Origin of the sequence: Austwickia sp., from assembly GCA_016699675.1 — a bacterium.
Classification (GTDB): Bacteria; Actinomycetota; Actinomycetes; order Actinomycetales; family Dermatophilaceae; genus Austwickia.
This window is the reverse complement of record CP064985.1, coordinates 2,657,326-2,680,518: the sequence shown is the minus strand read 5'-3', so window position 1 is coordinate 2,680,518 and position 23,193 is coordinate 2,657,326. Positions and strand designations below refer to the sequence as shown.

Genomic DNA, 23,193 nt, shown 5'->3' with positions numbered 1-23,193 from the left:
GCGGCGCGACGGCCCGCGCGGGCGGCCCTAGGCGGCGTTGTCGGAGCCGCCCCTTATGGTGTCGCCCGTGCCCGCAATCCCCTCCACCCAGGCCGGTATGGGCGCGGTCTGCCACGACGGCGGCGTGACCTTCCGCGTCTGGGCCCCGCACGCCCGCAATGTCGCCGTCATCGGCGACTTCTGCGGCTGGGCGATGCCGCGCAAGACGATGCTCGCGCGCGACCACGCCCGGGCCGGCACGTGGTCGGCGTTCGTCCCGGACGCGGGGCCGGGCTCGGAATACAAGTTTCTGGTCCGCCGTGGCGGCCCCTACCTGTGGCGGATGGACCCGTGCGCCCGCGCCGTCACCCATTCCGTCGGCAATTCCGTGGTCTTCGACCCGACGTCTCTGGACTGGCCCGACACGCCGTACACGTCCCCGGGCTGGGACGACCTCGTCATCTACGAGCTGCACATCCGCACCTTCGCCGCGGACGAGCACGGCCCTGGCACGTTCGACAAGGCGATCGGCCGCCTGGACCACCTGGCGTGGCTGGGGGTCAACGCGGTGGAGGTGATGCCGCCGTTCGAGTTCGCGGGGACCGTGAGCTGGGGTTATAACCCCTCGCACGTGTACGCGATCGAGAGCTCGTACGGCGGCCCGGCGGCCTTCGCGCGCTTCGTCCAGGCCGCGCACGACCGGGGCATCGCCGTCATCCTGGACATCGTCCACAACCACCTGGGTCCCACGGACCTCGACCTGTGGCGCTTCGACGGCTGGGCGAAGCGGCGCTACGGCGGGGCGTACTTCTTCAACGACCGCCGTGCCCACACCCCCTGGGGCGCGACCCGACCCGACTACGGCCGCAAGGAGGTTCGCAACTTCCTGCGCGACTCGGCGGTGATGTGGCTGGAGGACTTCCGGGTCGACGGGCTGCGGTTCGACGGTACGAACTTCATCCGATCCCGCTGGGGCGACGTCCGCAACCCCGCCGACTACATCGCGGCCGGGCACCGCTACCTGTCCGCGATGACCGCCGACCTGTGCGCCCGCCAGCCCTGGAAGCTGCTGATCGCCGAGGACATGCAGGGCGACCCCGTCGTGACCCGGCCGAGTGACGCCGGTGGGCTCGGCTTCCACAGCCAGTGGGACGCGGGCTTCGTGCATTCGGTCCGGCACGTGCTGGAGCAGCCGCGCGACGAGGACCGGGACATGGCCCCGCTCGCCCGGGCGGTGGTGGGGCACGACGTCCACATGCCGCATCAGCGCATCGTCTTCACCGAGTCCCACGACGAGGTCGCCAACGGCAAGGCCCGGGTCCCCGAAACCATCACGCCGGGCGCCGCGGACTCCTGGCACGCCCGCAAGCGCGCCGCGCTGGGGCTGGCGCTGGCGCTCACCTCGCTCGGCGTACCCATGCTCTTCCAGGGTCAGGAATTCCTGGAGGACCGGTGGTTCGACGACCGCCGCTACCTGAGCTGGGACAAGGCGCACCGCTTTTCGTGTTTCCTGCACCTGGCCCGCGACCTGATCCAGCTGCGGCGCGATGGTGCGCGGGCGGCGGCGGGAGGGCGCACGATCACCCGCGGCCTGTCCGGGCGGCACGCTCACGTCCTGCGGGCCGATCAGCACCGCAAGATCCTGGCCTACCACCGCTGGGAGAACGGCGGCCCCGGCGACGACACGGTCGTGATCGCCAACCTCAGCACGCATCCCGTGAGTGGGTACGCAGTGGGCCTTCCCAGGGCGGGGCGCTGGCGGCTGCGGGCCAACACGGACGCGCCGCGGTACGGCGACGGGTTCGGTGCGGTCCACGCGGGGGACGTGGTGACGAGGGACGGCTGGTACGACGGGTGCCCGCAGCACGCCGAGATCACGATCGGACCGTACGCCGCGCTGATCTACTCGCAGGATCCCTGACGGGGCGGGCATCTGACGGGGTGGCCGTCTGACGGGGTGACCGCTGAGGGGAACCGTGCTGGACCGGCGACCCGCGACCCGTGATCGCGGTCGGAGCCGTGTTTTATACGGATCTTCTTGTTCAAATAAGACGGTGGGGAGTGCACTCCGGAACCCATCGCGCGGCCACCAGCGGGAACAGCCTCGCTGGTTGCACGGGAGGGATGAAACTCCACGCAAACGGGACCGGCGTGGGATGGCGCGCGCACGCCACGTGCGACCACGCCCCTGCCCTCGGGATGGCCGCCTTGGCCCGCGTGGACCGGAACGGTGCCGTGCCATAGCACCTCATCTCGCCGACACTCAATTCTTGTTCCGGGTCGTTCATCCGGTTCTCCGCGGCTGTGGCTGGCCGGAACGGTGATCTGCGTGACGTATTAAATCGACCCGGCCACCGGCTACACCACTATGCGGGACTCAACTCCGGAACTCCATGACTGCCGCGGTGATTCGAGGGATGACGAGCCCTTATCCGGTGGAAACACCACCGTTACCCGCACCTAACTGCTTGACACATCGCTGTTGTGTTCGAGAAGATGAGCCATGACCGCATCGCACACCCTTCCGCTATACGGGGAAACAGCAGAAGGGCTCTGGGCCGAACCCGGGTCGCTGCCGGCGGGTGCGTCGGCGTTCGAGGCGATGTTGTGGTTGTCGGCGGCGGCACGTCGTGCGGTGGCCGGGTTGGCGGGGTTGACCCGCAACGACCAGCGCGACGCGGAGGGCGAGGTGTCAGCGCCCGAGGTGTCAGCGGCCGTACAGACGGCTGAGCAGCCGGCGTCTGGACGGGGAGCCACGGAGCGGCAATCGGGGGACGCTGACGATCCGGCGTCGGCTGTCAGAGCTCTGCCGGGTGCTCTGCCGGGGTTGGCGCAGGTCTTGGCGTTGGTGCCGACCGCGGAGTTGGCGGGCCTGTTCGGGGAGCTGGTGGCGCTCAGGGCCCTCGCCGAGGGCATCTCCACGGCGGTGCTGGCCGAGGCCGTGGCCCGCGGGGTGGTCGCTGGCAGTGACGGCTCGCCCCGACCGATCGGGCCGAAGATCACGTCCTGGGTGGGTGAGCAGGCCGCGCAGGTGGGGCACCCGGTCACCACCGCGGTCGCCGGGACATACCGGCGGGTCTGGGAGGACTCCCGATGTCCCGAGCTGGCCCCGCTGACCGCGGCGATCCAGTCCGGGCGGATCAGTCTGGCGGTCGGGGCCCGCCTGGGTGGGGACCTGAAATTGTTGGCCGTGGCGATCCCGCCGGACTGGTGGGAGCCGGCCGCGCAGGAGCTGATCAGCCACGCCGCGTCCGGGGCCAGCATCAGCGCGTTGGCCTCGATCCGGGAGGCGTTGATCGCGAACTACGGCGGCGAGGGTGATTTCGAGGACCAGCAGGATCGGCTCCACCAGGAGCGGTGTTTCGCAACCCCGGTCAAGAACGCCGCGGGGTTGTGGGTCGGCACGTACGCGATGGACAACGACGCGCACGCCGCGCTGCAGGCCGCCCTGGATGCGTTGGCGGCGCCGTGCCGCACCGCCGAAGGCGAGGTCGACACCCGTACGGCTGGGCAACGCAACCTCGACGCGATCATCGAGATGTGTCGGGTGGTCGCCACCGACCCCACCCTGTCCGGGCACGTCCGGCCGGCCTCCGCGACCAAGGCCCAGATCATCGTGACCCTGGACTACGACACCCTCGCCACCCACCTGAGCACCCCCACCAGACCGACCAGCCCGACCAGCCGTCCTGCTCCTGCCGGCGCTGGCGCGCCCGGGCGCACGAACTGCGGCGGGAACACATGGACAGGCGGCCCGAAGCACGGTTGCTGCGGACCCGTGACGGGCGAGACCGGCTGTGACTTTGGCGCGGCGACGTCTGCTGACTCCGCCGCGGGTGAAGCTGCGCGCGACGCTGAGCCGGCTGAGCCGGCCGACATGGCCGGGCGAACCGGGCCAGGACGGCGGGGCCGGGGGTACGGGGTCGATGGGCACGGCAACCCCCTGACCCCCGCCACGATCCGTCGCCTGGCCTGCGACGCGCTGCTGATCCCCGCGGTTCTCGGCAGCGACTCCGCGGTCCTGGATCTGGGCCGGGCGGCGCGGTTCGCCAGCGCCGACCAGATTCGCTTTCTGCGGCTGCGAGATAAGGGCTGCACGTTCCCCGGCTGCGACCGACCACCCTCCTGGTGCGACGCCCACCACCTGCGCGAATGGGAAGCCGACCAGGGCGAGACCACCGTCGACAACCTCGCCCTGCTCTGCACCCGCCACCACACCGACATCCACCGCCGCGGACTCATCGGCCGCCTCAGCGACGGCACCATCCACTGGACCCGCCGTGCGTGAGTCTCGACGACCCGGTGGGCGAGGGCCTACCCGACGTGACGGCGCTGGCCGGCGCGGTTCCACCGCGTGCGGTGCCACACCCACGCCGATAGCCGATGCACGGCGGCGACCCGCACTAGCCCCGGTCTTTCATGACGGTGCCGACGACGGCATCGCTGCGTGGGGTGAGTCGATGACGGTGCGCGGGTACGACATTGGGCCGGCTGGCGCTGCCGGGCTGCGGTTCTCCGGGTCGTGATGTCGTGGGCGGACGGGGGTCAGGCGGGTTGTGGGATCGCGGCGATGTTGGCGAAGACTGCGACGATCGCGGCCGCCCATGGCCACGACTCGGGTATCCGCAAGCGTCGTCGGCGGGCGCTGTGAGTCAGCCGGGCTGGGACGTGAAGGAAGCGGTAGCGCAGCGCTTTCGGCTCACACGCCGCCAGCGACTTCGCGTCTCCGGTCAGTGCGAGGAGCCGGGTCCATGCGGTCAGGTCGGCAGCGATCTGCACCAGCATCAGCCACACCCGGTTGATCTCGAACTCCCGCGACGGGAACCGCCCCAGCCCCGAGTCCTTGGCGTGCCGGATCCGGTCCTCGACCCGAGCGTGCGCCCGATGCCGGGCCTCGAGGAAAGCCAGTTGTCCGGTCGTGGTGTTGGTGACGAAGGCTTGGTAGCGCCAGCCGTCACGTTCCTCGAACAGCGACAGTTGGGCGCCGGGATGGGGTCGTTCGCGGCGCACGATGACGCGCATTCCGGTCGGCCAGCTGCTCAGGTCCAAGAGCCCGGTGAGCTCGGCGACGTCACCTCCTTCGCGGATCCCACCGTCGGCGTCGAGTGCCGGGGTCCAGACCTTCTTCGGGACCAGGTCGATGGCGTCGCGGATCTTCTCGGTGACCGCGAAACCCACGCTGTACTCCACGCTGCGGCCACGGACCCGGTTCTGCTCGGTAAGCCAGTCCAGCAGCTTGTGCGATGCGCCCGCGCCGTCGGAGCGGATGAGCAGCTTCTTGCGGTGCGTGCCGGGGATCTGCGCGATCGCGTCGGTGAGGACCTCGATGTGGTCGGCGGCGGTGTTCGAGCCGGCATTGCCAGCGCGGAGCTTGGCGGCGAGGAACTCACTCGTGTTGTCGCACCACACCCCGAGTGGGTGGAACCCGAAGGTCCGCTTGAACGTGGCCGCCGCGTTCTCCTTCTCGCTGTGGCTGATCACGATGGTCGCGTCGGTGTCGAGCACGATCAGATCGTCAAGATCGGTCCCGGCGACCTTGCTCGCCGGGACGCCGTCAGGCAGCTGGGACCAGACCTGGCGGCGGACCCGCGCCCGCGCGTTCTGGATCCTCTTCAACCGGCCAGGTGTGACCTCGTCCAGTGCCCGCCACACCGTCGGCGCCGACGCGACACGGCCCAGCACGCTGGACTGGTGGCGCAGCACGTCGATGTCGGCGATCGCCTCCCCGCCGTCGGCGAGCATCACCGCGACGTCGGTCAGCACCCTGCCGCGGTCGTGACCGGGGACGAAGTTGCGGCGGACCATCACCTTGGACAACTCGGACGTGAGGCCGACCCGGTCGGCCAGAAGGCGGGTGGCGACGCTGCCCGCATGGGCCACCACGCCGACACCATCGGAGGTCACGGACAAGCCGGTAGACCACGAAGTACGCTTCACCTACGGAGTGCCTTCCGGTTCGGAGATCTTGAGTCGTCGCAAACCCAAGTTTCCCTTGCTGGACAGGCACTTCCGTGCTTCTACGCGCCGATCACACCCGAGTCTCGTGAACGATCCGGGCTAGGGGACGGGCCGCCCGACGTGACGGCGCTGGCCGGCGCGGTTCCACAGGGGTGCGCCGCCACACCCACGCCGATAGCCGATGCACGGCTGAGTGGTCCCGTCCCGCCGCCCCTCGACGATGACGATCCGCCGCGGCCGCGGCCCCGCTGCCGGACCGCCTCCAGGCCGGGTTCCGAGCAGGTCAAGCCGCGGCGCCGCGCCGCAGCCCACGTATCAATGCCACCACGGCCGCCTCTTTCCTTCCAAGACACCGGATCTCGGTGTCCGCCGCGAACGAAGGAAACTGTCATGACCTCGTCATCCATCCGAGCGCTGACCCTGGCTACCGCCCCCTTGGCTGCGCTCGCCGTTCAGCTCGGCGCCACATCCGCAGCGCACGCCGCCCCGTCGCCGCTCCCGTCGCCCGTCACCAGCACGGCGAGCGTCGACACAGCCACCCTCTCCCCAGCACTCCCAGCAGCGCTCGGACTGCGCAGCCTCACGATGGCGCAATCGACCGTGACGCCGTACGACGGCTGGGTCGCCAGCGGGTCCGGTCTCAGCCAGGGGCGTACCGACGTGCAGCTGTGGATCGTCAACACCACGCGCGGCGGTTGGTCCACCCACGAGTACCAGTCCGGCCTGAGCACCAGCAGCTTCTCCTGCAGCGGCTACTTCTGTCGCGTGGGCGGTCGCCTCTCCACGAAGGGTTCCCAGCGGTGGGTCCCCGCCGGCGGCATCTTCCCCGCCATGTGGTGGGCGAACCACCCGCTCACTTGTGGCCAGACCTATCAGCCCGTGGCGTACGACCCCGCCGACGGCTACGTCTACGGCACTCCGTTCGCGACGGCCGCGTGCCCGATCATCCACTGACGCCCACGCCGCGGTCCGCTGCGGCGGGAGGCCATCCGGCCACCCGCCGGCGCGGCCGGGCGAGGCCAACCGGGCCGGCGGGGCGGCGGCGGGTGGCTCGGCGTGGGCGGCGGATCGGCGGGTCGGCGCGCTCGGAACTCGGTTTCGCGCCGCCCCGCGCGGCCCCGCGCCCCCGCGCCGCCCCGCGCCTCCGCTCAATCCGCCACCACGACGACGACGGCACAGCCCCGGGTCGCCTCGATCAGGCGAGCATTCGCTGCGTCGGTGCCGGACACGCTGCGCTCGTACGCCTCCTCCCGGGACCGCCCGAAGCGCACGTGCCGGGCCACCAGCCGATCGAGTCGGGTCGCCTCGGCAACCTCGACGTACCAGATCTCGTCGCACAACTCCCGCACCGGCGACCACCGCTCGTCGTCCAGCAGCAGGTAGTTGCCCTCGGTGACGACGAGTCGTACGTCGGGGGCCAGCCCGCGCACCCCCGCGATCGAATCCTCGATCTCCCTGCGGAACTCCGGCACCCAGATGGTCCGGGGCTCGCCGGCGCGGACCCGACGCAGCAGCGCGACGTAACCATCCGCATCGAACGTGTCCGGCGCGCCCTTCCGAGCGACCGTCCCCAGCCCGACGAGCGTCTCGTGGGCCAGATGAAACGCGTCCATGCCGACCAACACGGCGCCCGAATGACTCGCCACCAGACGCGCCGCCAGCGTCGACTTCCCCGCCCCCGGCGCGCCGGTCAGGCCGAGGATGACCCGCCCGTCCGCCCCCCGCAGCAGCTCCGCGAGCCGCGCCTGCGCCGCCGCGACCGTCACGCGCGGCTGTCGCCCGTCCACCACCATCCCCCCAGCCTGCCGCATCCGCCGGCCGGCCCTGGATCGACGCCTAAGCCCGAGCAGCCACCAGCCACGTAACTGAGAATCTTTATCACCGACGGAGATTGATGGCCCAGCCCCCGCTGGATCGTGACCCGAAGTTGACCCAGCACCTCCTCGCCATTGAAGCCCGGAGCGGGAAACTCGCGCGCATGGACCCGACAGATCCAACAGATCGCACAGATCGCCCAGCGTCCGCCCCGACCCCGGACGGCCTCGGCAGTGCGGCACCCGTACGCCTCATGAACCCCCACGACCAGCAGGTCCAGGACCGCGGCACCATCGTCCTGGAGGATCTGCGCGACATCCTGCACGGCATCGCCTATCAGGAGGGCCCCAACGGCCCGCAGTCCCCGATCACCCAGTACATCCTTTGCGAGGGCGCCGCCCACCTCGCCGCGGCCCTCGCGGCGGACGTCACCGGCGCCCAGGGCGAGGTCCCCGCGGTGCTCGCCACGCTCCTCGGGCACGACTCGTTCGCCACCCGGGTGCTCGACATCAGCCGCAACCACATGCGCCGCCGGTGGCCGTTGGCGAGCGCCTGGTACGCCGACCTGATCGCCTACGCCCTTCGCCCTCAGCGGTATTCGATCAACGCCATGAACTTGTTGCAGCAGGTCCCGGTCTGGATGGACGGCCCGCTCGGCGTCCTCATCGCCGAGTTCGCGAGCGCCGAGGTGGAGTCCTCCCAGGATCCACACCTCTACCGCCTCGGCGACACGATCATGACGCTGTGGCCCGACTACCCGCCCGTCCGCCAGGCCCTGCGGGTCTACCGGGAGTCGGTGTCGGAGACGTGGGCGCCGGTGTACGAGGGCATCCTCGCCCGCTACGGGCTCCGTCTGCGCCACGGCGTCGACATCAACGACGCCTGCTGGGTCTTCCAGGCCCTCGTCATCCGCGAGGGCCAGGAGCGGCGCATCGATGCCGACACCCGCACCTCGGCGATCCCCGGCGTCGCGCAGGCCCCGCTGTCCGCGCTCGCCATCCTGACGTACGTCGCGGGCGCGGCGACCACCCTGGACGGCCGCACCCTGGACTACCGCCAGCTCGCCGAGCTCGCTCCCGTGACCAGCTCGCCCACGCCCGCGGGCAACGGGCACCCGAGCCCCTAGTGTCGTGAGTCGTTAATTCGTTTGCAGTAGCCGGCGAGGGTTTCGAGGATCTGGTCGGCGCTCTTGGTCCAGACGAAGGGCTTGGGGTTCTTGTTCCACTCCTGGGTCCAGGTGACGATGTCGCGTTCGAGCTCGATGACCGAGCGGTGGGTCGCGCGTTGTAGCTTGCGGCGGGTCAACTCGGCGAACCAGCGTTCGACGAGGTTGAGCCAGGACGCCGAGGTCGGGGTGAAGTGCAGCACCACGCGGGGGTGTTTGAGCAGCCAGGCCTTCACGGCCGGAGTCTTGTGGGTGGCGTAGTTGTCCAGCACGAGGTGCAGCTCCAGCCCGGCGGGGGTGACCCTGTCGACTTCCTTGAGGAAGGCCAGAAACTCGCTGCTGCGGTGGCGCCGGTAGTTCCGCCCGATCACTGCCCCGGAGACGATGTCCATCGCCGCGAACACGGTCGTCGTGCCGTGGCGGACGTAGTCGTGGGTGGCCCGCGCGGGTGTACCGGGCATCATCGGCAGGATCGGCGCGGTCCGGTCCAGCGCCTGGACCTGGGACTTCTCATCGACCGCGAGGACCAGCGCGTTCTCCGGTGGTGACATGTACAACCCGACGATATCGCGGACCTTGTCCACGAAGTCGGGGTCTTTGGACAGTTTCCAGGAGTCCACTGCGTGCGGTTTGAGCCCGAACGCCCGCCAGATCCGCGACACCTGGGTCTGGTTCAGCCCCTGGTCGGCGGCCATCGACCGGGTCGACCAGTGCGTATCCCCGTTCGGCGGCGTGTCCTGCAACGTCCGGGTGATCAGGGCGTTGATCTGCTCATCCGTGAGCTTGCGCGGCTGCCCCGGTCGCGGCGCGTCCTCCAGCCCGTCGAGACGACCGGCCGCGAACCGGTCGCGCCACTTCGTGACCGTCGCAGCGCTCACCCCGAGCCGGCGCGCCACCCCGGCCACGTGCGGGTCATCGGCGTACGCCAACACGATCGAGGCCCGCTGCACCAGCCTGGCCGCCGACGTCGGCCGCTTGATCCACCCCGTCAACACCGCCCGCTCATGATCGGTCAACACCAACGGCTTCGCGGCAGGACCCGACATACACGAATCCTACCCAACAGCAGGCGAATTAATGACTCACGACACTAGCGTCCGGAAGCGCATCCCCTCGTTCGGTCAGGGGGACCTTCCCCCTGACGAAAGTCGCCGAGTGCGAGGACACTTCCGCGAGTCGACGGCCGCACGGCAGCGGGGGCGCCAAAGCGCCCCCTCGCGGCGCCGACGCCGGTCATCCCTCGCAGGGCCGACGCGCTCAGCGCGCGCCCGGGCGGGTACGTCGTGGGCTGCGACGTACCCGCCCTTTACCGTGCGAAGGTCGACGTCATCAATCGCGTGCGCTACAAAGAGAGTTCACCCACCAGGCGAAGGGACGCCATGGATCCCATTGCCCTACGCGACCTCGTCACCGTCCTCAAGCGCCGCGACAGCCCTCCGGAGCAGCCCGGCCAGCCCATCGTGCTCGTCGACCTCGAAGGCCTGGAGGCGCTCTCGCCGCCAGACGCCAACCTCGTCGCGCACCGGCTGCCTGACGATCTGCGGGTGTACGTCGGCGTGCGGCGTACCCCCCTTCCCGTCCCGCTCATCGGCCCCGGCCAGCAGATCCTCGAGCGCCTCACGACCACGGTCAGCCCCCGCGTCGGTCCCGTCGCCGACGGCACCCCGCAGGGCCGGGTCACCGCCACGTCCGCGGTGGTCCGCGTCGCGGACCCCATCGAGACGGCGGCGGAGATCCTCGCGCAGGGGCGCCGCACCCCCGATACCGTCCACGTCCTGGACACGGCGCTGCGCATCGCCGAACGGGCCACGGCCCGCGAGACGATCATCCTGGAGTCCAACGGCTACACGAACCTGTTGGCGGGACCCGAGTACACGGCGTGGCGGCGCGTGTTCGGCGAGGTGCTGACCGGTCCCCCAGCCGAGGTGCGCACCGCGGACGACGGGGGGCGCCGGGTCGTCACGCTGGACTGGGCCACCGAGGCCAGCGGCATGGACCACCGGCTGCGGCGCGTCGTCGCCGAGGCCCTCCTGGCGGCGCGCAGCGACGACGTCGAGGAGATCGCCCTGCGCGCCTCCGGCCCGGACTTCTGCGCGCAGGCCATCCCGGACGACGACCCGGCCCGGCGCAGCGACCCGCATGCCTATCTCACCCGCCTCAGCCGGCACGTCGGGGTGGCAGGCTGGCTCGTCCACCGCCGGCTGACCGCCGCGGTGCAGGGCCGATGCAGCAGCGCCGGACTCGAACTGGCCGCCTTCGCCCAGTCGGTGACGGCGACGCCGGATGCCCGCTTCTCGGTGCCGCACGTGCGCTTCGGCCTGTGCTTCGGGGCCGGCGGCACGTGGAGCCTGACCCGGCGGATCGGCCGATGGCGCACCGCCTATCTGGCGCTCTCCGGCGCGGAGATCGACGCCGCCACCGCACTGCGCTGGGGGCTTGTCGACGAGATTGTCGATGAGGCCGTCCCACAGTCCGCCCTGGCCGGCGCCGTCGCGACGACCTGACGTTGGGCCGGGCGGGACCGTCCGGGCGGGACCGTCCGGGAGGGAACCGCCCGGGCGTGGACCTCGACGCGACCCAGCTGGCGGCCGGATCCCAGCAGCCCGGCCGGATCCGAGCAGGGCGCTGCCTAGACTGCCGTGGTGGACTTCTTCTCTGCCTACGACCAGGGATTCCTGCGCGTCGCCGCCGCCACCGTGCCGACCGCGATCGCGGACCCGCAGGCCAACGCCGCGACGATCCTGCAGTCGGCGCGCGAGCTGGCCGACCAGGGCGTGGGACTGATCGTCTACCCCGAGCTGAGCGTCACTGGGTACGCCCTCGACGACCTCCTGCTCGGCTCAAGCCTCCTGGAGGGCGTCACAGCCGCGCTGGCCAGCCTCGCCGAGGCCACCACCGAGCTTGCGCCGGTGATCGTCGTGGGCGCCCCCCTCGCCTGGCGCAACCGCGTCTACAACTGCGCGGTCGTGCTGCACCGAGGCGAGATCCTCGGGGTGGCGCCGAAGTCGTACCTGCCGACGTACCGGGAGTTCTACGAGCGACGGCACTTCGCGCCGGGCGACGACGTACGGGCCATGCTGACCCTCGCCGGTCGGGAGGTGCCGTTCGGACCCGACCTGCTCTTCGCGGCCAGCGACGTGCCGGGGTTCGTCCTGCACGTCGAGGTGTGCGAGGACATGTGGGTGCCGATCCCGCCGAGCAGCGAGGCGGCGCTCGCCAGGGCGACCGTGCTCGCCAACCTTTCGGGGTCGCCGATCACCGTCACCAAGGCCGAGGACCGCAAGCTGCTTGCTCGAGCGAGCAGTTCGCGCTGCCTCGCGGCGTACGTGTTCGCCGCCGCCGGCGATGGCGAGTCCACCACCGACCTGAGCTGGGACGGGCAGACCTTCGTCTACGAGAACGCCGACCTGCTGGGCGAGTCCGAGCGATTCCCGCAGGGGCCCCGCGCCACCGTCGTCGACGTCGACCTGGACCGGCTGCTCGCTGAACGCCGCCGCCAGGGCACCTTCGACGACAACCGGCGCACCCACGCCGCGCGCGCCGACGCGTTCCGCACGATCGAGTTCGGGCTGCGGCCGCCGCGCGGCGACGTCGGGCTGCGGCGGGCGGTGGACCGGTTCCCCTTCGTCCCCGACGACGCGGACCGGCTGGCGCTGGACTGCTACGAGGCCTACAACATCCAGGTCAGCGGCCTGGTGCAGCGGCTGCGGGCGATCGGGTCCCCCAAGGCCGTCATCGGCGTGAGCGGCGGACTCGATTCGACGCACGCGCTCATCGTGTGCGCGCGGGCCATGGACCTGCTGGGGCGGCCGCGCTCGGACATCCTCGCGTACACGATGCCCGGCTTCGCGACCTCGGCCAGAACCCGCTCGAACGCCGAGCTGCTGTCCCGCGGGCTGGGGGTGACGTTCGAGGAACTCGACATCCGGCCAGCGGCCGAGCAGATGCTCGCCGACATGCGACACCCGTACGCCGTGTGCGCCCCGGCAGAGCGGGGCCGCGAGGTGTACGACGTGACCTTCGAGAACGTCCAGGCGGGGCTCCGGTACGACTATCTGTTCCGGCTGGCCAACCAGCACGGCGGCATCGTCGTCGGCACCGGCGACCTGTCGGAGCTGGCGCTGGGCTGGTGCACGTACGGCGTCGGCGACCAGATGAGCCACTATGCGGTGAACACCGGCGTGCCGAAGACGCTGATCCAGCACCTCATCCGCTGGGTCATCGCGTCCGGGCAGTTCTCCGGCGAGGTCAACGACGTTCTGCAGGCCGTGCTCGACACGGAGATCAGCCCGGAACTGATCCCGGCCGGAGCGGACGGCAAGGTGCAGTCGACGCAGGACTCGATCGGGCCGTACGCGCTGCACGACTTCGCGCTCTATTACCTGCTGCGGCGTGGCTATCCGCCGCGCAAGATCGCCTTCCTCGCGTGGCACGCCTGGCGGGACGCGGGGGTCGGGGAGTGGCCGCCTGGGTACCCCGCCGACGAGCACGTCGCCTACGACCTGGCGACAATTCGCCGCTGGCTCACAGTGTTCGTGAAGCGGTTCGCGACCAACCAGTTCAAGCGCTCCGCGATTCCCAACGGGCCCAAGGTCATGGCGGGCGGGTCGCTGTCGCCGCGGGGCGACTGGCGGATGCCGTCGGACGCCAACGCGCGGTCGTGGCTGGCCGACATCGAAGCGAACGTGCCCCAGTCCTGAGGCGACCGTTCGTGACCTGCGCAAAGGGTGCCATGGCACCCAAAGAGCAGGTCACGAACGGTCGGCCTGGGATAACGAGGCGGGTCGGGTCCGGCTGCTCAGCGGCCGAGGATCTTGCCGACCTCGGCGATGTACGCCTCTTCGGCCTGCTCGGTGCTCATCCCGGTGCGGCCCGCCCACGCGTCGTACTTGGCCCGTCCGACGAAGTCCGTCAGGCCCGGCCGTTTGCCGGTGACGTCCCCGGCGGTGACCTGCTTGAACAGGCCGTACAGCGCGAGCTTCTGCAGGTTGTCGGGCTGGGCGTCGGAGGCTTCGAGTTCGGCCTTCGCGGCCTCGAATGCTGGGCTGGCCATGGGGCCAAACTAGCCCCGCGGGCCCCGACGTACCGTCCCTTTGCCCGCCGCTGTCGCGCGCCTCACGGGGAGTCGCGCGCCGTTGATCAGCCCTCGCCGGGCGCCGGGACCACCATGGTGACGGTCGGCGGGGTCGTGCTGGAGTCCCACCGGCGCACCCAGCCGGCGCGGACCCGCAGCAGCGAGAACCCCGGCAGGAGCGCCTTGGTCCCCGGGAACCGGCGCGCGAACTCCGCACCCACCTGGTCGCGCTCGTCGCCGTCGAGCACCTCGGCGGTGCCCTCGACCTGGTACGTCACGGTCCCGCAGCAGCCGATCACCACGGCGACGCGAGCATCGGCGGCGATGTTGGCCATCTTCCGGGCGTCGGACTTGGAGCCGAAGAGCAGGCTCCCGTCCCGCATCGCCGCGAAGTCCACCAGGGCGGCCTCGGGCCCGCGGCCCGCGTCGTACGTCGACACCACCCCGAGCGGGTTGGCGGTCACGAAGTCGTAGAAGTCCTGCGTCGCGCTGCTCACGGCCCCACCCTAGGGCGCGCGAGACGCTCAGGTCAGGCGGTCGGCGATCCGGTCAACCCGCGACCGCCACACCCGTCGCGCTCACCGTGCCGCCACCGCGTCGTGGGTCGTCTCGGCCAGCCCCGTGTCGGCCGGGTAGATCATCGACTCGGGCGGACGCTGGGTGCGCTTGGCCACCGGGTAATACACCGCGGCCGTCAACACCAGCCCGACGATCCACGAGATGTCGGTGCCGCCGAGGGCCTTGGTGAGCGGGCCCGTGTACATGGTCTGGGCGAGGAACGGGATCTGCGCGACCACGCCCAGCACGTAGATCGCCAGGGCCGGCCAGTTCCACGCGCCGTACCGCCCGCGCGCGTCGTACAGCGCCGGGATGTCCACCCGCTCCCGGCTGATCAGGTAGTAGTCGACCAGGTTGATGGCGCTCCACGGTGTGAACACCATCAGCAGCACGAGCACGAAGTTCTTGAAGTTGTTGAGGAAGTCCGCCGAGGCCAGCAGCGCGACCAGCACGGACGCCGCGATGAACACGCAGATCCAGACGGCCCGCCACACCGGCGGGACGGTCGCCGACTTCTGGAACGCCGAGGTCGTGGTGAGCATGGTCATCGAGCCGCCGTACGCGTTCAGCGTGTTGACCGTCAGCTTGCCGATGACGATGACGAGGTAGAGCACGATCGCGACCGCTCCCCCGCCGGACAGCTCGCCGAGGAAGCCGACCTGGTTTTTCAGGAAGCCGGACTTCGGGATCGAGGCGATCAGCGCGCCGAGCGCCATGGACCACGACGAGCCGAGCACGCTGCCGGCGAACGTCGCCCAGAAGGTGGTCGAGCCGGGCGTCTCCGCGGGCAGGTAGCGGGAGTAGTCCGCGACGTACGGCCCGTAGGTCAGCTGCCAGCCCGCCCCGAGCGAGACCGCGAGGAGGAATGTCACCAGGTCGAAGTGCGGCTTGGCGAAGAAGGAGCCTACGTCGTACGTCGTGACGAGCTTGACCGCGAGCCAGAGCCAGCCCAGGATCCCGGTCACGGTGGCGACCCGGCCGAGGGCGTGGATCCACCGGTACCCCACGATCGCCACCAGCGCCGTCAGTGCCCCGAACACGACAATGCCCACGGCCGGCGTGGTGATCCCGAACATCTTGTTGATGGCCTGGCCGGACAGGACGGTGCCGGTCGAGGCGAAGCCGAGGTACATCAGGACGACCAGCACCAGCGGCACGATCGCGCCGACGACGCCGAACTGGGCCCGGCTCGAGATCATCTGCGGGAGCCCCAGCCGTGGCCCCTGCGCCGAGTGCAGCGCCATCACGACCCCGCCGAGGATGTTCCCCAGGGTCAGGCCGATGATCGCCCACAGGGCGTCCGCCCCGAAGACGACGGCGAGCGCGCCATCGACCAGGGCCGTGATCTGCATGTTCGCCCCGAACCACAGGGTGAACTGGCTGCCGGGGCTGCCGTGTCGCTCGGCGGCCGGGATCACGTCGATGCTGCGGCGCTCGACGCGCGTGGGTGCTGCCGTCATGGCTCCTCCTGGGGCGGGACGCGGGGTGCGTGCGCGCGCTGTACTGTACGGCGACGCCCGGCGCGCCCGCACGAGAACCGGGCCGAACCGGCCGAGTTGTGCCCCGCTGCGCACCGGACGATCCCGCGCGCCGAGCACCGTTCGATGCGGCGGGGACGGGCCGAGGGCGCCCAGGCTCCGTCCAGGCGGCCCGGCTACGGTAGAGTCACCGGCCGTCCGCGAAGGTGCAGCGATCCCAGGCACTGCGCGGGACGGCCATTGCTGTGACCGCAACCGAAGTCCCGCACCGGAGCATGACCGGGCGACCCGACCGAAGGAACCTCAGAGCACCATGAGCACCACCCGGACCGGCTCGACCGCCGAGCAAGACGCCAAGGAGATCGCCGAGGAGGAGGCCGAGCGGGTTCGCCCGTCGTCGGCCCAGGTGATCGGCAGCGCAGGCGCCGCTGTGAGCGCCGCCCTCGTGGCCTCCCGGCTCGGCGTCGCGGGCACGCTCATCGGGGCGGCGGTGGCCTCGATCGTGTCCACGATCGGCGCGGCCTACTACACCAGCTTCGCGAAGCGGACCCACGCCCAGGTACGACGGCTCGGCTCATGGTCCCCGCGGGGGTCGTCCGCGGCGGGCCTCGGCTCCGAGGCGCCCTCACGCAACCCGCGGTTCCCGGGCCGGCGCGGCTGGTGGGTCGGCGCCGCGGGCGCCGCCTTCCTCCTGGCCGTCGTGGCGATCACCGCCCTGGAGCTCGGCCTCGGGCATCCGGTCTCGGCCACCGAGCAGTCGGGCACCAGCGTGGGCCGGGTCGTCAGCCCCGAGCCCGCCACGCACTCCCCGACGGCTCCCGGCGCGACACCGTCGTCGACGTCCGCCCCGCGCGCGACGTCGACAGAGGGGCCGACGTCCACGCCGACCGACGGCGCGGGCACGTCGGGTCCGGAGCCCAGCCCGCCGAGGACGACGTCCCCGACGGACTCGGCCGGGTCCGGTGCCCCCGCCGACCCGTCGGGGCCGGCGACGGCTCCCCCGCCGAATGCCTCCGCGCCGGTCAGTGCCCCTGCAGCGCCTCAACGATCGAACTGATCAGCCGGGCGGCGGCGCGGGCGGTGCGGCCGTCCACGTCGTACGGCGGCGCCACCTCCACCACGTCCAGCACGGCGAGCTTGCCGCTCGCCGCGACGTGCTCGCCGACGGCGAGCAGGGTCTCCATCGGTACGCCGTACGCCGCGGGCGCGCTTACCCCCGGCGCCACCGCCGCCGGCAGCACGTCCATGTCGATCGACAGGTGGACCAGCTCCGCGTCCGCGACGCACGCGTCCACCACCTGCAGGACCGAGTCGAGGCGGTGCGGCTGGCAGTCGCGATCGAGCAGGTACGTCGCGTCGAGGGCGTCCGCCGTCTCGAACAGGGCGCAGGTGTTCGACGGCGCGGCGATGCCGAGCACCGTGTAGTCGAAGGCGCGCCCGGCGGCCGCGTCGTCGCGGGCCATCTGCAGGAACGGGGTGCCCGACGAGGCGCGGGGGGCGTCGCGGAGGTCGAAGTGGGCGTCGAGATTGATCACCCCGGTGTGCGCGGCGCGGCCCCGGGCGGAGCGGCGGCGGCCGACGAAGGAGCCGTACGCCGTCTCGTGGCCGCCACCCAGCACCACGACCAGCCGGTGCGTGTCGAGGAGCCCCGCGACGGCGTCGCCCAGCGCCGACTGGGCACCCTCCAGGTCGTCGCCGGCCACCACCACGGTTCCGGCGTCGTGCAGCGCGGCGGTGCCCTGCCGCGCGCCCGTGCGGTGCAGCGCCAGGGGGGCCAGCGCCCGCCGGATCGCGTCCGGCGCCAGCGCCGCACCGGGACGGCCGTGATTGCGGCGGACGCCCTCGTCGGAGGCGAACCCGAGCAAGGCCACGTCGCCGGCGGGGATGCCGGCCGGGTCGGCGGCCACGTCGCTGGCCGGGTCGTTGCCCGCCGCCCGGTCCGCCCCGGGTGCCCCGCCCGTCGGGCCCGCGGGCCGGATTGCGGTCACGACCTGGTGCCACCGCGCGTGCTCGGGACCGTCTCCGTCGACGCGGCCGGACCATACGCCGTCGGGGGTCGGCATCCACCGGGAGGGCTCCATGGGCCACATCCTCCCCCGGTCGGGGCCCGGCGGCCCGCCGCTCCCGACGTACCGTCTCCGATCCGAGACACGCGCGCCGCCGCAGCCGTGGCGCAAAGGGGACCGGACGCGCTTGCATGGGTTTGCAGCACGTCCATCCGCCCCACGTCAGGAGCACCCATGGCCCTCCCCGGCGCCCGCGAGGTCCGCGCCCCCCGCGGAACCGAGATCTCGACCAAGTCCTGGCAGACCGAGGCCCCGTTGCGGATGCTCATGAACAACCTCGACCCGGAGGTGGCGGAGCGGCCGGACGACCTCGTCGTCTACGGCGGCACCGGCCGGGCGTGCCGCTCGTGGGCGGCGTTCGACGCGATCGTCGCGAGCCTGCGCGACCTCGAGCCGGACGAGACGCTGCTCGTGCAGAGCGGCAAGCCCGTCGGCATCCTGCGCACCCACGAGTGGGCGCCGCGCGTGCTCATCGCGAACTCCAACCTGGTTCCGGACTGGGCGACCTGGGAGGAGTTCCGGCGGCTGGAGGCGGAGGGCCTCATGATGTATGGCCAGATGACCGCCGGCTCGTGGATCTACATCGCGACGCAGGGCATCCTGCAGGGCACGTACGAGACCTTCTACGCCGTCGCCCGCAAGCTCCGCGAGGCCGGTCGCCTGCCCGAGGCCGACGGCGAGCCGTCCCTGGCCGGCACCCTCACCCTCACCGGCGGGTGCGGCGGCATGGGCGGGGCCCAGCCGCTGGCGGTGACGCTGAACGGCGGCGCCGTGCTGGTCGTCGACGTCGACCGGCAGCACCTGGAACGGCGCGTGGCCAAGCGCTACCTGCACGAGATCGCCGACGACGTGGACGACGCCGTACGGCGCGTCGCCGCGGCCAAGGCCGAGCGCCGGGCGCTGTCGGTGGGCCTCGTCGGCAACGCGGCCGACGTCTTCCCCGAGCTGCTGCGGCGCCACCGCGCGGGCGAGGTCGCCGTGGACATCGTCACCGACCAGACCAGCGCGCACGACCCGCTGTCCTATCTGCCGAGCGACTTGCCGTTCGAGCAGTGGCGCGCGGAGGCCGAGGCGGACCCGACCGGTTTCACGAAGAAGGCCCGCGAGTCGATGGCGGCGCAGGTCCAGGCGATGGTGGAATTCGCCGACGAGGGCGCGGAGGTCTTCGACTACGGCAACTCGATCCGCGACGAGGCCCGGCAGGCCGGCTACCAGCGGGCGTTCGAGTTCCCCGGGTTCGTCCCCGCCTACATCCGGCCGCTGTTCTGCGAGGGCCTCGGCCCGTTCCGGTGGGCGGCGCTCTCCGGCGACCCGGCCGACATCGCGGTCACCGACGCTGCGATCAAGGAGCTCTTCCCCGACAACGCCCACCTGCACCAGTGGCTGGACGCCGCAGGCGAGTACGTCGAGTTCGAGGGGCTGCCCGCCCGGATCTGCTGGCTGGGGTACGGCGAGCGGCACCGCGCCGGACTGCGCTTCAACGAGCTGGTCCGCGACGGACTCGTCAAGGCCCCGATCGTCATCGGCCGCGACCACCTGGACTCCGGGTCCGTGGCCAGCCCCTACCGGGAGACCGAGGGCATGGCCGACGGCTCGGACGCCGTGGCCGACTGGCCGCTGCTCAACGCGCTGGTCTCGACCAGCTCGGGCGCCACGTGGGTGTCGATCCACCACGGCGGCGGGGTCGGCATCGGGCGCTCGATCCACGCGGGTCAGGTGGGTGTGGCGGACGGGACCGAACTCGCCGCCGCCAAGCTCGAACGCCTCCTCACGAACGACCCCGGGATGGGGGTGCTGCGGCACGTCGACGCGGGGTACGAGCGCGCCGCCGACGTCGCCACTGAGCGCGGCGTGCGCGTGCCGATGACCCCGACGCCGCGGGCCTGAGATGAGCAGCGAACTCATCACCGGGATCGGCGAGCTGTGGAGCGTCGACCCACAGGTGTCGGAGGACCCGGCGCTCGGGTACGGCTGCGGAGTGCTCGCCGACGCGGCCGTCGTGATCGAGGACGGCCGGTTCGCCTGGGTCGGCCCCGCGGCCGCGGCGCCGGCGGCGGACACCCCCTGCGAGGTCGGCGGCCGGGCTGCGCTGCCCGGCTGGGTGGATTCGCACTCGCACCTGGTCTTCGCCGGGGACCGGGCGAGCGAGTTCGCGGCCCGGATGGCCGGGCAGAGCTACGCCGCCGGCGGCATCGGCGTCACCACCGCGGCCACCCGGGCGGCGAGCGACGACGAGCTGCGGGCCTTGCTGGCGAGCCGGGTGCGCGAGGCCGTGCGCGGCGGCACGACGTACCTGGAGACCAAGACCGGCTACGGGCTCTCGCTGGCGGAGGAGAATCGGGCGGCGCGGCTGGCGGCGGAGTACGTCGATGAGGTCACCTTCCTCGGGGCGCACCTGGTGCCGAGCGAGTACGCCGGGGGCACGCCGGGGCACGACCGGACGGCGTACGTCGACCTCGTCTGCGGGCCGATGCTGCAGTCCGTCAAAGACCTGGTGGGCTGGGCTGACGTCTTCTGCGAGGAGGGCGCCTTCGACGTCGCGGAGTCGCGCCGCGTGCTGACGGCGGCCCGGGACGCCGGGCTCGGGCTGCGGGTGCACGGCAACCAGCTCGGGCACTCCGGCGGGGTGGGGCTCGCGGTGGAGATGGGCGCGGCCAGCGTCGACCACGTGAACCACGTGAGCAGCGCCGACGTCGACGCCCTGGCCAGTTCTGAGGTGGTGGCCACCGTCCTACCCGCCTGCGACCTGTCCACCCGGGCGCCGCTGGCCCCCGCGCGGGACCTGCTGGACGCCGGCGCCACGGTCGCGATCGCGAGCAACTGCAACCCCGGCACGAGCTACACCAGCTCGATGAACTTCTGCGTCGCCACCGCGGTGTTGCAGATGCGGCTCACCGTGGCCGAGGCGGTCCGCGCTGCGACGTACGGCGGAGCCCGCGCCCTGCGCCGCGACCCGGACTCCCACGCCAGCCCCGACGCCGGCGGCTCCCCCGAGGGCGGTTTCCACGGCGACGCCACCCATCGCGACGGCCGGGCGGCGCCGGTCGGGATGGTGCGCGTCGGCGCGCGGGCGGACCTGCACGTGCTGGACGCGCCGTCGGCGACGCACCTCGCGTACCGGCCGGGGATGCCGTTGACCTGGGCGGTGTGGCGCGCCGGCGAGCGGCTGCATTGATCGGGACGGTCGCTCACGACATGGATACGTCCAGCCCGGGGGCCTGTGCGGACCTGCGCGTTAAGACGCTTACCATGGAGTTGAACGACCGCACAGGTGGAGGGTCGCGTTGGAATATCGCAGCCAGGACCCCGACATCGACGTCCCCCAGCAACGGCTGGACCAGTGTGTCCTCGACGCCGTGGCCCGGGTCGACGCTGCCCGCGTCGCGGTGCGGGACGGGGATTCGGGGCAGGAGCTGCGGTACGGCGAGCTGGCCGGACAGGTCAGCCGCGTGGCGGCCGCACTGGCGGACCTCGGCATCGGACCCGGCGACGTGGTGGGCCTGCACCTGCCGAACAGCGTCGAGTTCCCCGTGGTGTTGCTCGCGGTCAGCGCCTGCGGCGCCACGACGACCCTGATCCCGGCCGGGCAGACCCTCGACGAGGCCCGCACCCAGATGCTGACCGCCGGCGCGGGGATGCTGGTCACGCACGCCGACCTGTTGGCGGTGAGCGCGCCCGCCGCGGCGGACCTCTGCCTCGATGCGGACCGATTCGTCGTGGTGGGCGGGGCGGACGGGCCGGGCGGGGACGCCGCGACGACGTGCCCGCCTGGTACGACGTACGAGGATCTGCTCGCCCATCCCGACATGCGACTCGACGTGGACATCGACCCGGCCACGCACCCGGCGTGCCTGCCGTTCTCCTCCGGGACGACCGGGGTGCCGAAGCCCGTGATCCTGTCGCATCGGGCGATGGTGGCCAACACGCTGCAGTTCTCGACGGCGCTCAGCCTCCGGCGGGGTCAGCGGACCCTCGCGCTGCTGCCGTTCAGCCACGTCTACGCCCTCACGACGGGGCTGCTCGGGAGCCTGGTCCGGGGCGAGACGGTCATCACGATGCGCCGGTTCAGTCCGAGCAAGGCCCTCACCCTGCTGGCCGAGGAGCGGATCACGCTGGCGTTCATCGTCCCCCCGATCGCGACGATGCTCGGCACCCATCCGTGCGTCGATCCGTCCCGGCTCACGCACCTGCGGGTCATCGTCTCCGGGGCCGCGGCGCTCAACCCGGCGATCGCGCGCGCGGTGTGCGACCGGCTCGGGGTGGAGCTGTTGCAGGGGTACGGGCTCTCCGAGATGTCCCCCGTCACCCACATGAAGCGGCCCGGGGCCAACATGCCGGTCGAGTCGGTGGGCACAGCCCTGCCCGGCATCGACTTCCGCGTCGTGGACCCGGAGACGCGCGACGACGTCGCGGCCCCGCCGCCGGGCGGGACGAGCGCCCGGGGCGAGCTGCTGGTACGGGGGCCGAACGCCATGACCGGTTACCTGGCGAGGCCCGAGGCCACGGCCCAGGTGCTCGACCCCGACGGGTGGGTGCACACCGGCGACCTGGTCACGGTCGACGACCGAGGCTGCGTGCGCGTGGTGGACCGGCTCAAGGAGGTCTTGAAGAACCGCGGGTTCCAGGTGCCGCCGGCCGAGCTAGAGGCGCTGCTGCGGGAGTACCCGGGCGTCGCCGACGCCGCCGTGACCGGCGTGATCGTCGAGGACGACAGCGACGAGCGGCCCTTCGCGCTGGTGGTGCGGAACGTGAGCGCCGGTCCGGGACCGAGCGAGGAGGGGCTGCTGCGGTACGTCGCCGACCGGACCGCCGACTACAAGCACCTCGTCGGGGTGGCTTTCGTTGACGGGGTGCCGCGCTCGGACGCGGGCAAGATCATGCGTCGCCAACTGAATGGCCTGCTCCCGGCGGATCGAACCCCGTCCCGCGCATCGGCCTGAGCCGGCGGGTCTGCTTACCGCGCCACGCCCGGTTGGGCCAGGAATTATCACCATGGTTGCGGTTTTGCGTGTCCCATCACCACGGAGCGCCAGCTCTGACCACAAACCATCACCATGGTTGCGGTTGTGACCACGGAGGATCGTGCGTGGTCACTTCTTC

17 protein-coding genes are annotated in these 23,193 nt (G+C 71.8%); 10 read left to right on the top strand and 7 right to left on the bottom strand.

The window, feature by feature from the left end:
• The first annotated feature begins 55 nt into the window (after positions 1–55).
• Both IPK37_12280 and IPK37_12275 read left to right on the top strand, forming a co-directional pair.
• Positions 56–1,900, top strand: coding sequence for an alpha amylase C-terminal domain-containing protein (locus IPK37_12280; GenBank protein ID QQR99766.1), 1,845 nt, complete (start codon positions 56–58; stop codon positions 1,898–1,900).
• Positions 1,901–3,517: 1,617 nt separating this feature from the next.
• Entirely contained in the window at positions 3,518–4,267 is a 750-nt protein-coding gene (locus tag IPK37_12275) for a DUF222 domain-containing protein (protein QQS02846.1), read from the top strand.
• Positions 4,268–4,524: 257 nt separating this feature from the next.
• On the opposite strand, the gene IPK37_12270 is transcribed toward IPK37_12275, so the two are convergent.
• A complete protein-coding gene (locus IPK37_12270) occupies positions 4,525–5,916 on the bottom strand; it encodes an IS1380 family transposase (protein ID QQR99765.1) in 1,392 nt (463 codons plus the stop codon).
• Positions 5,917–6,327: 411 nt separating this feature from the next.
• Here IPK37_12270 and IPK37_12265 point away from each other — a divergent pair, with 411 nt between their 5' ends.
• Positions 6,328–6,891 (top strand): hypothetical protein, encoded by a 564-nt coding sequence (locus IPK37_12265; protein ID QQR99764.1) that lies wholly within the window; start codon positions 6,328–6,330, stop codon positions 6,889–6,891.
• 194 nt (positions 6,892–7,085) lie between these two features.
• Here the strand turns inward: IPK37_12265 and IPK37_12260 are convergent, their stop codons facing one another.
• Positions 7,086–7,748 carry a nucleoside/nucleotide kinase family protein gene (locus IPK37_12260; GenBank protein ID QQR99763.1) on the bottom strand — a complete coding sequence of 221 codons (663 nt, stop codon included), beginning with the start codon at positions 7,746–7,748 and terminating at the stop codon, positions 7,086–7,088.
• 257 nt (positions 7,749–8,005) lie between these two features.
• Here IPK37_12260 and IPK37_12255 point away from each other — a divergent pair, with 257 nt between their 5' ends.
• Positions 8,006–8,878, top strand: coding sequence for a hypothetical protein (locus IPK37_12255; protein QQR99762.1), 873 nt, complete (start codon positions 8,006–8,008; stop codon positions 8,876–8,878).
• On the opposite strand, the gene IPK37_12250 is transcribed toward IPK37_12255, so the two are convergent.
• The gene (locus IPK37_12250; GenBank protein ID QQR99761.1) at positions 8,875–9,963 is read right to left on the bottom strand and encodes an IS630 family transposase; all 1,089 of its coding nucleotides are present in this window, start codon (positions 9,961–9,963) and stop codon (positions 8,875–8,877) included. The two genes, IPK37_12255 and IPK37_12250, sit on opposite strands and share 4 nt — an antisense overlap.
• A 333-nt stretch (positions 9,964–10,296) precedes the next feature.
• Here IPK37_12250 and IPK37_12245 point away from each other — a divergent pair, with 333 nt between their 5' ends.
• Both IPK37_12245 and IPK37_12240 read left to right on the top strand, forming a co-directional pair.
• A complete protein-coding gene (locus IPK37_12245) occupies positions 10,297–11,421 on the top strand; it encodes an enoyl-CoA hydratase/isomerase family protein (protein ID QQR99760.1) in 1,125 nt (374 codons plus the stop codon).
• A 138-nt stretch (positions 11,422–11,559) separates the two neighbouring features.
• Entirely contained in the window at positions 11,560–13,617 is a 2,058-nt protein-coding gene (locus IPK37_12240; GenBank protein QQR99759.1) for an NAD(+) synthase, read from the top strand.
• Positions 13,618–13,715: 98 nt separating this feature from the next.
• Here IPK37_12240 and IPK37_12235 read toward each other — a convergent pair whose 3' ends face one another.
• From IPK37_12235 to IPK37_12225, 3 genes are all read right to left on the bottom strand, one after another.
• The gene (locus IPK37_12235; protein ID QQR99758.1) at positions 13,716–13,970 is read right to left on the bottom strand and encodes an acyl-CoA-binding protein; all 255 of its coding nucleotides are present in this window, start codon (positions 13,968–13,970) and stop codon (positions 13,716–13,718) included.
• 86 nt (positions 13,971–14,056) lie between these two features.
• Complete coding sequence (locus IPK37_12230) at positions 14,057–14,488, bottom strand: pyridoxamine 5'-phosphate oxidase family protein (protein QQR99757.1); 432 nt, start codon at positions 14,486–14,488, stop codon at positions 14,057–14,059.
• Between the two features lie 81 nt (positions 14,489–14,569).
• Positions 14,570–16,009 (bottom strand): cytosine permease, encoded by a 1,440-nt coding sequence (locus tag IPK37_12225; GenBank protein ID QQR99756.1) that lies wholly within the window; start codon positions 16,007–16,009, stop codon positions 14,570–14,572.
• A gap of 331 nt (positions 16,010–16,340) precedes the next feature.
• On the opposite strand from IPK37_12225, the gene IPK37_12220 reads away from it, so the two are divergent.
• Positions 16,341–17,084 (top strand): hypothetical protein, encoded by a 744-nt coding sequence (locus tag IPK37_12220; protein ID QQR99755.1) that lies wholly within the window; start codon positions 16,341–16,343, stop codon positions 17,082–17,084.
• Here the strand turns inward: IPK37_12220 and hutG are convergent.
• Positions 17,050–18,108, bottom strand: coding sequence for a formimidoylglutamase (gene hutG / locus IPK37_12215; protein QQR99754.1), 1,059 nt, complete (start codon positions 18,106–18,108; stop codon positions 17,050–17,052). The genes IPK37_12220 and hutG overlap by 35 nt on opposite strands.
• 159 nt (positions 18,109–18,267) lie before the next feature.
• On the opposite strand from hutG, the gene IPK37_12210 reads away from it, so the two are divergent.
• The 3 genes from IPK37_12210 to IPK37_12200 all read left to right on the top strand — a co-directional run bounded on the left by IPK37_12210 (position 18,268) and on the right by IPK37_12200 (position 23,033).
• The gene (locus tag IPK37_12210) at positions 18,268–19,980 is read left to right on the top strand and encodes a urocanate hydratase (GenBank protein ID QQR99753.1); all 1,713 of its coding nucleotides are present in this window, start codon (positions 18,268–18,270) and stop codon (positions 19,978–19,980) included.
• Position 19,981: 1 nt separating this feature from the next.
• Complete coding sequence (locus IPK37_12205) at positions 19,982–21,268, top strand: imidazolonepropionase (GenBank protein ID QQR99752.1); 1,287 nt, start codon at positions 19,982–19,984, stop codon at positions 21,266–21,268.
• Positions 21,269–21,377: 109 nt separating this feature from the next.
• Positions 21,378–23,033 carry an AMP-binding protein gene (locus IPK37_12200; GenBank protein QQR99751.1) on the top strand — a complete coding sequence of 552 codons (1,656 nt, stop codon included), beginning with the start codon at positions 21,378–21,380 and terminating at the stop codon, positions 23,031–23,033.
• Positions 23,034–23,193: the final 160 nt, after the last annotated feature.

What these genes read in the sequence shown, in the direction of transcription:
- IPK37_12280 (QQR99766.1), top strand. Translation starts at nt 56, where the DNA reads ATGGTGTCGCCCGTGCCCGCAATCCCCTCCACCCAGGCCGGTATGGGC.
- IPK37_12255 (QQR99762.1), top strand. Translation starts at nt 8,006, where the DNA reads ATGAACCCCCACGACCAGCAGGTCCAGGACCGCGGCACCATCGTCCTG.
- IPK37_12260 (QQR99763.1), bottom strand. Translation starts at nt 7,748, where the DNA reads ATGCGGCAGGCTGGGGGGATGGTGGTGGACGGGCGACAGCCGCGCGTG.
- hutG (QQR99754.1), bottom strand. Translation starts at nt 18,108, where the DNA reads ATGGAGCCCTCCCGGTGGATGCCGACCCCCGACGGCGTATGGTCCGGC.
- IPK37_12245 (QQR99760.1), top strand. Translation starts at nt 10,297, where the DNA reads ATGGATCCCATTGCCCTACGCGACCTCGTCACCGTCCTCAAGCGCCGC.
- IPK37_12235 (QQR99758.1), bottom strand. Translation starts at nt 13,970, where the DNA reads ATGGCCAGCCCAGCATTCGAGGCCGCGAAGGCCGAACTCGAAGCCTCC.
- IPK37_12275 (QQS02846.1), top strand. Translation starts at nt 3,518, where the DNA reads ATGTGTCGGGTGGTCGCCACCGACCCCACCCTGTCCGGGCACGTCCGG.
- IPK37_12205 (QQR99752.1), top strand. Translation starts at nt 19,982, where the DNA reads ATGAGCAGCGAACTCATCACCGGGATCGGCGAGCTGTGGAGCGTCGAC.
- IPK37_12250 (QQR99761.1), bottom strand. Translation starts at nt 9,963, where the DNA reads ATGTCGGGTCCTGCCGCGAAGCCGTTGGTGTTGACCGATCATGAGCGG.
- IPK37_12225 (QQR99756.1), bottom strand. Translation starts at nt 16,009, where the DNA reads ATGACGGCAGCACCCACGCGCGTCGAGCGCCGCAGCATCGACGTGATC.
- IPK37_12265 (QQR99764.1), top strand. Translation starts at nt 6,328, where the DNA reads ATGACCTCGTCATCCATCCGAGCGCTGACCCTGGCTACCGCCCCCTTG.
- IPK37_12220 (QQR99755.1), top strand. Translation starts at nt 16,341, where the DNA reads ATGAGCACCACCCGGACCGGCTCGACCGCCGAGCAAGACGCCAAGGAG.
- IPK37_12210 (QQR99753.1), top strand. Translation starts at nt 18,268, where the DNA reads ATGGCCCTCCCCGGCGCCCGCGAGGTCCGCGCCCCCCGCGGAACCGAG.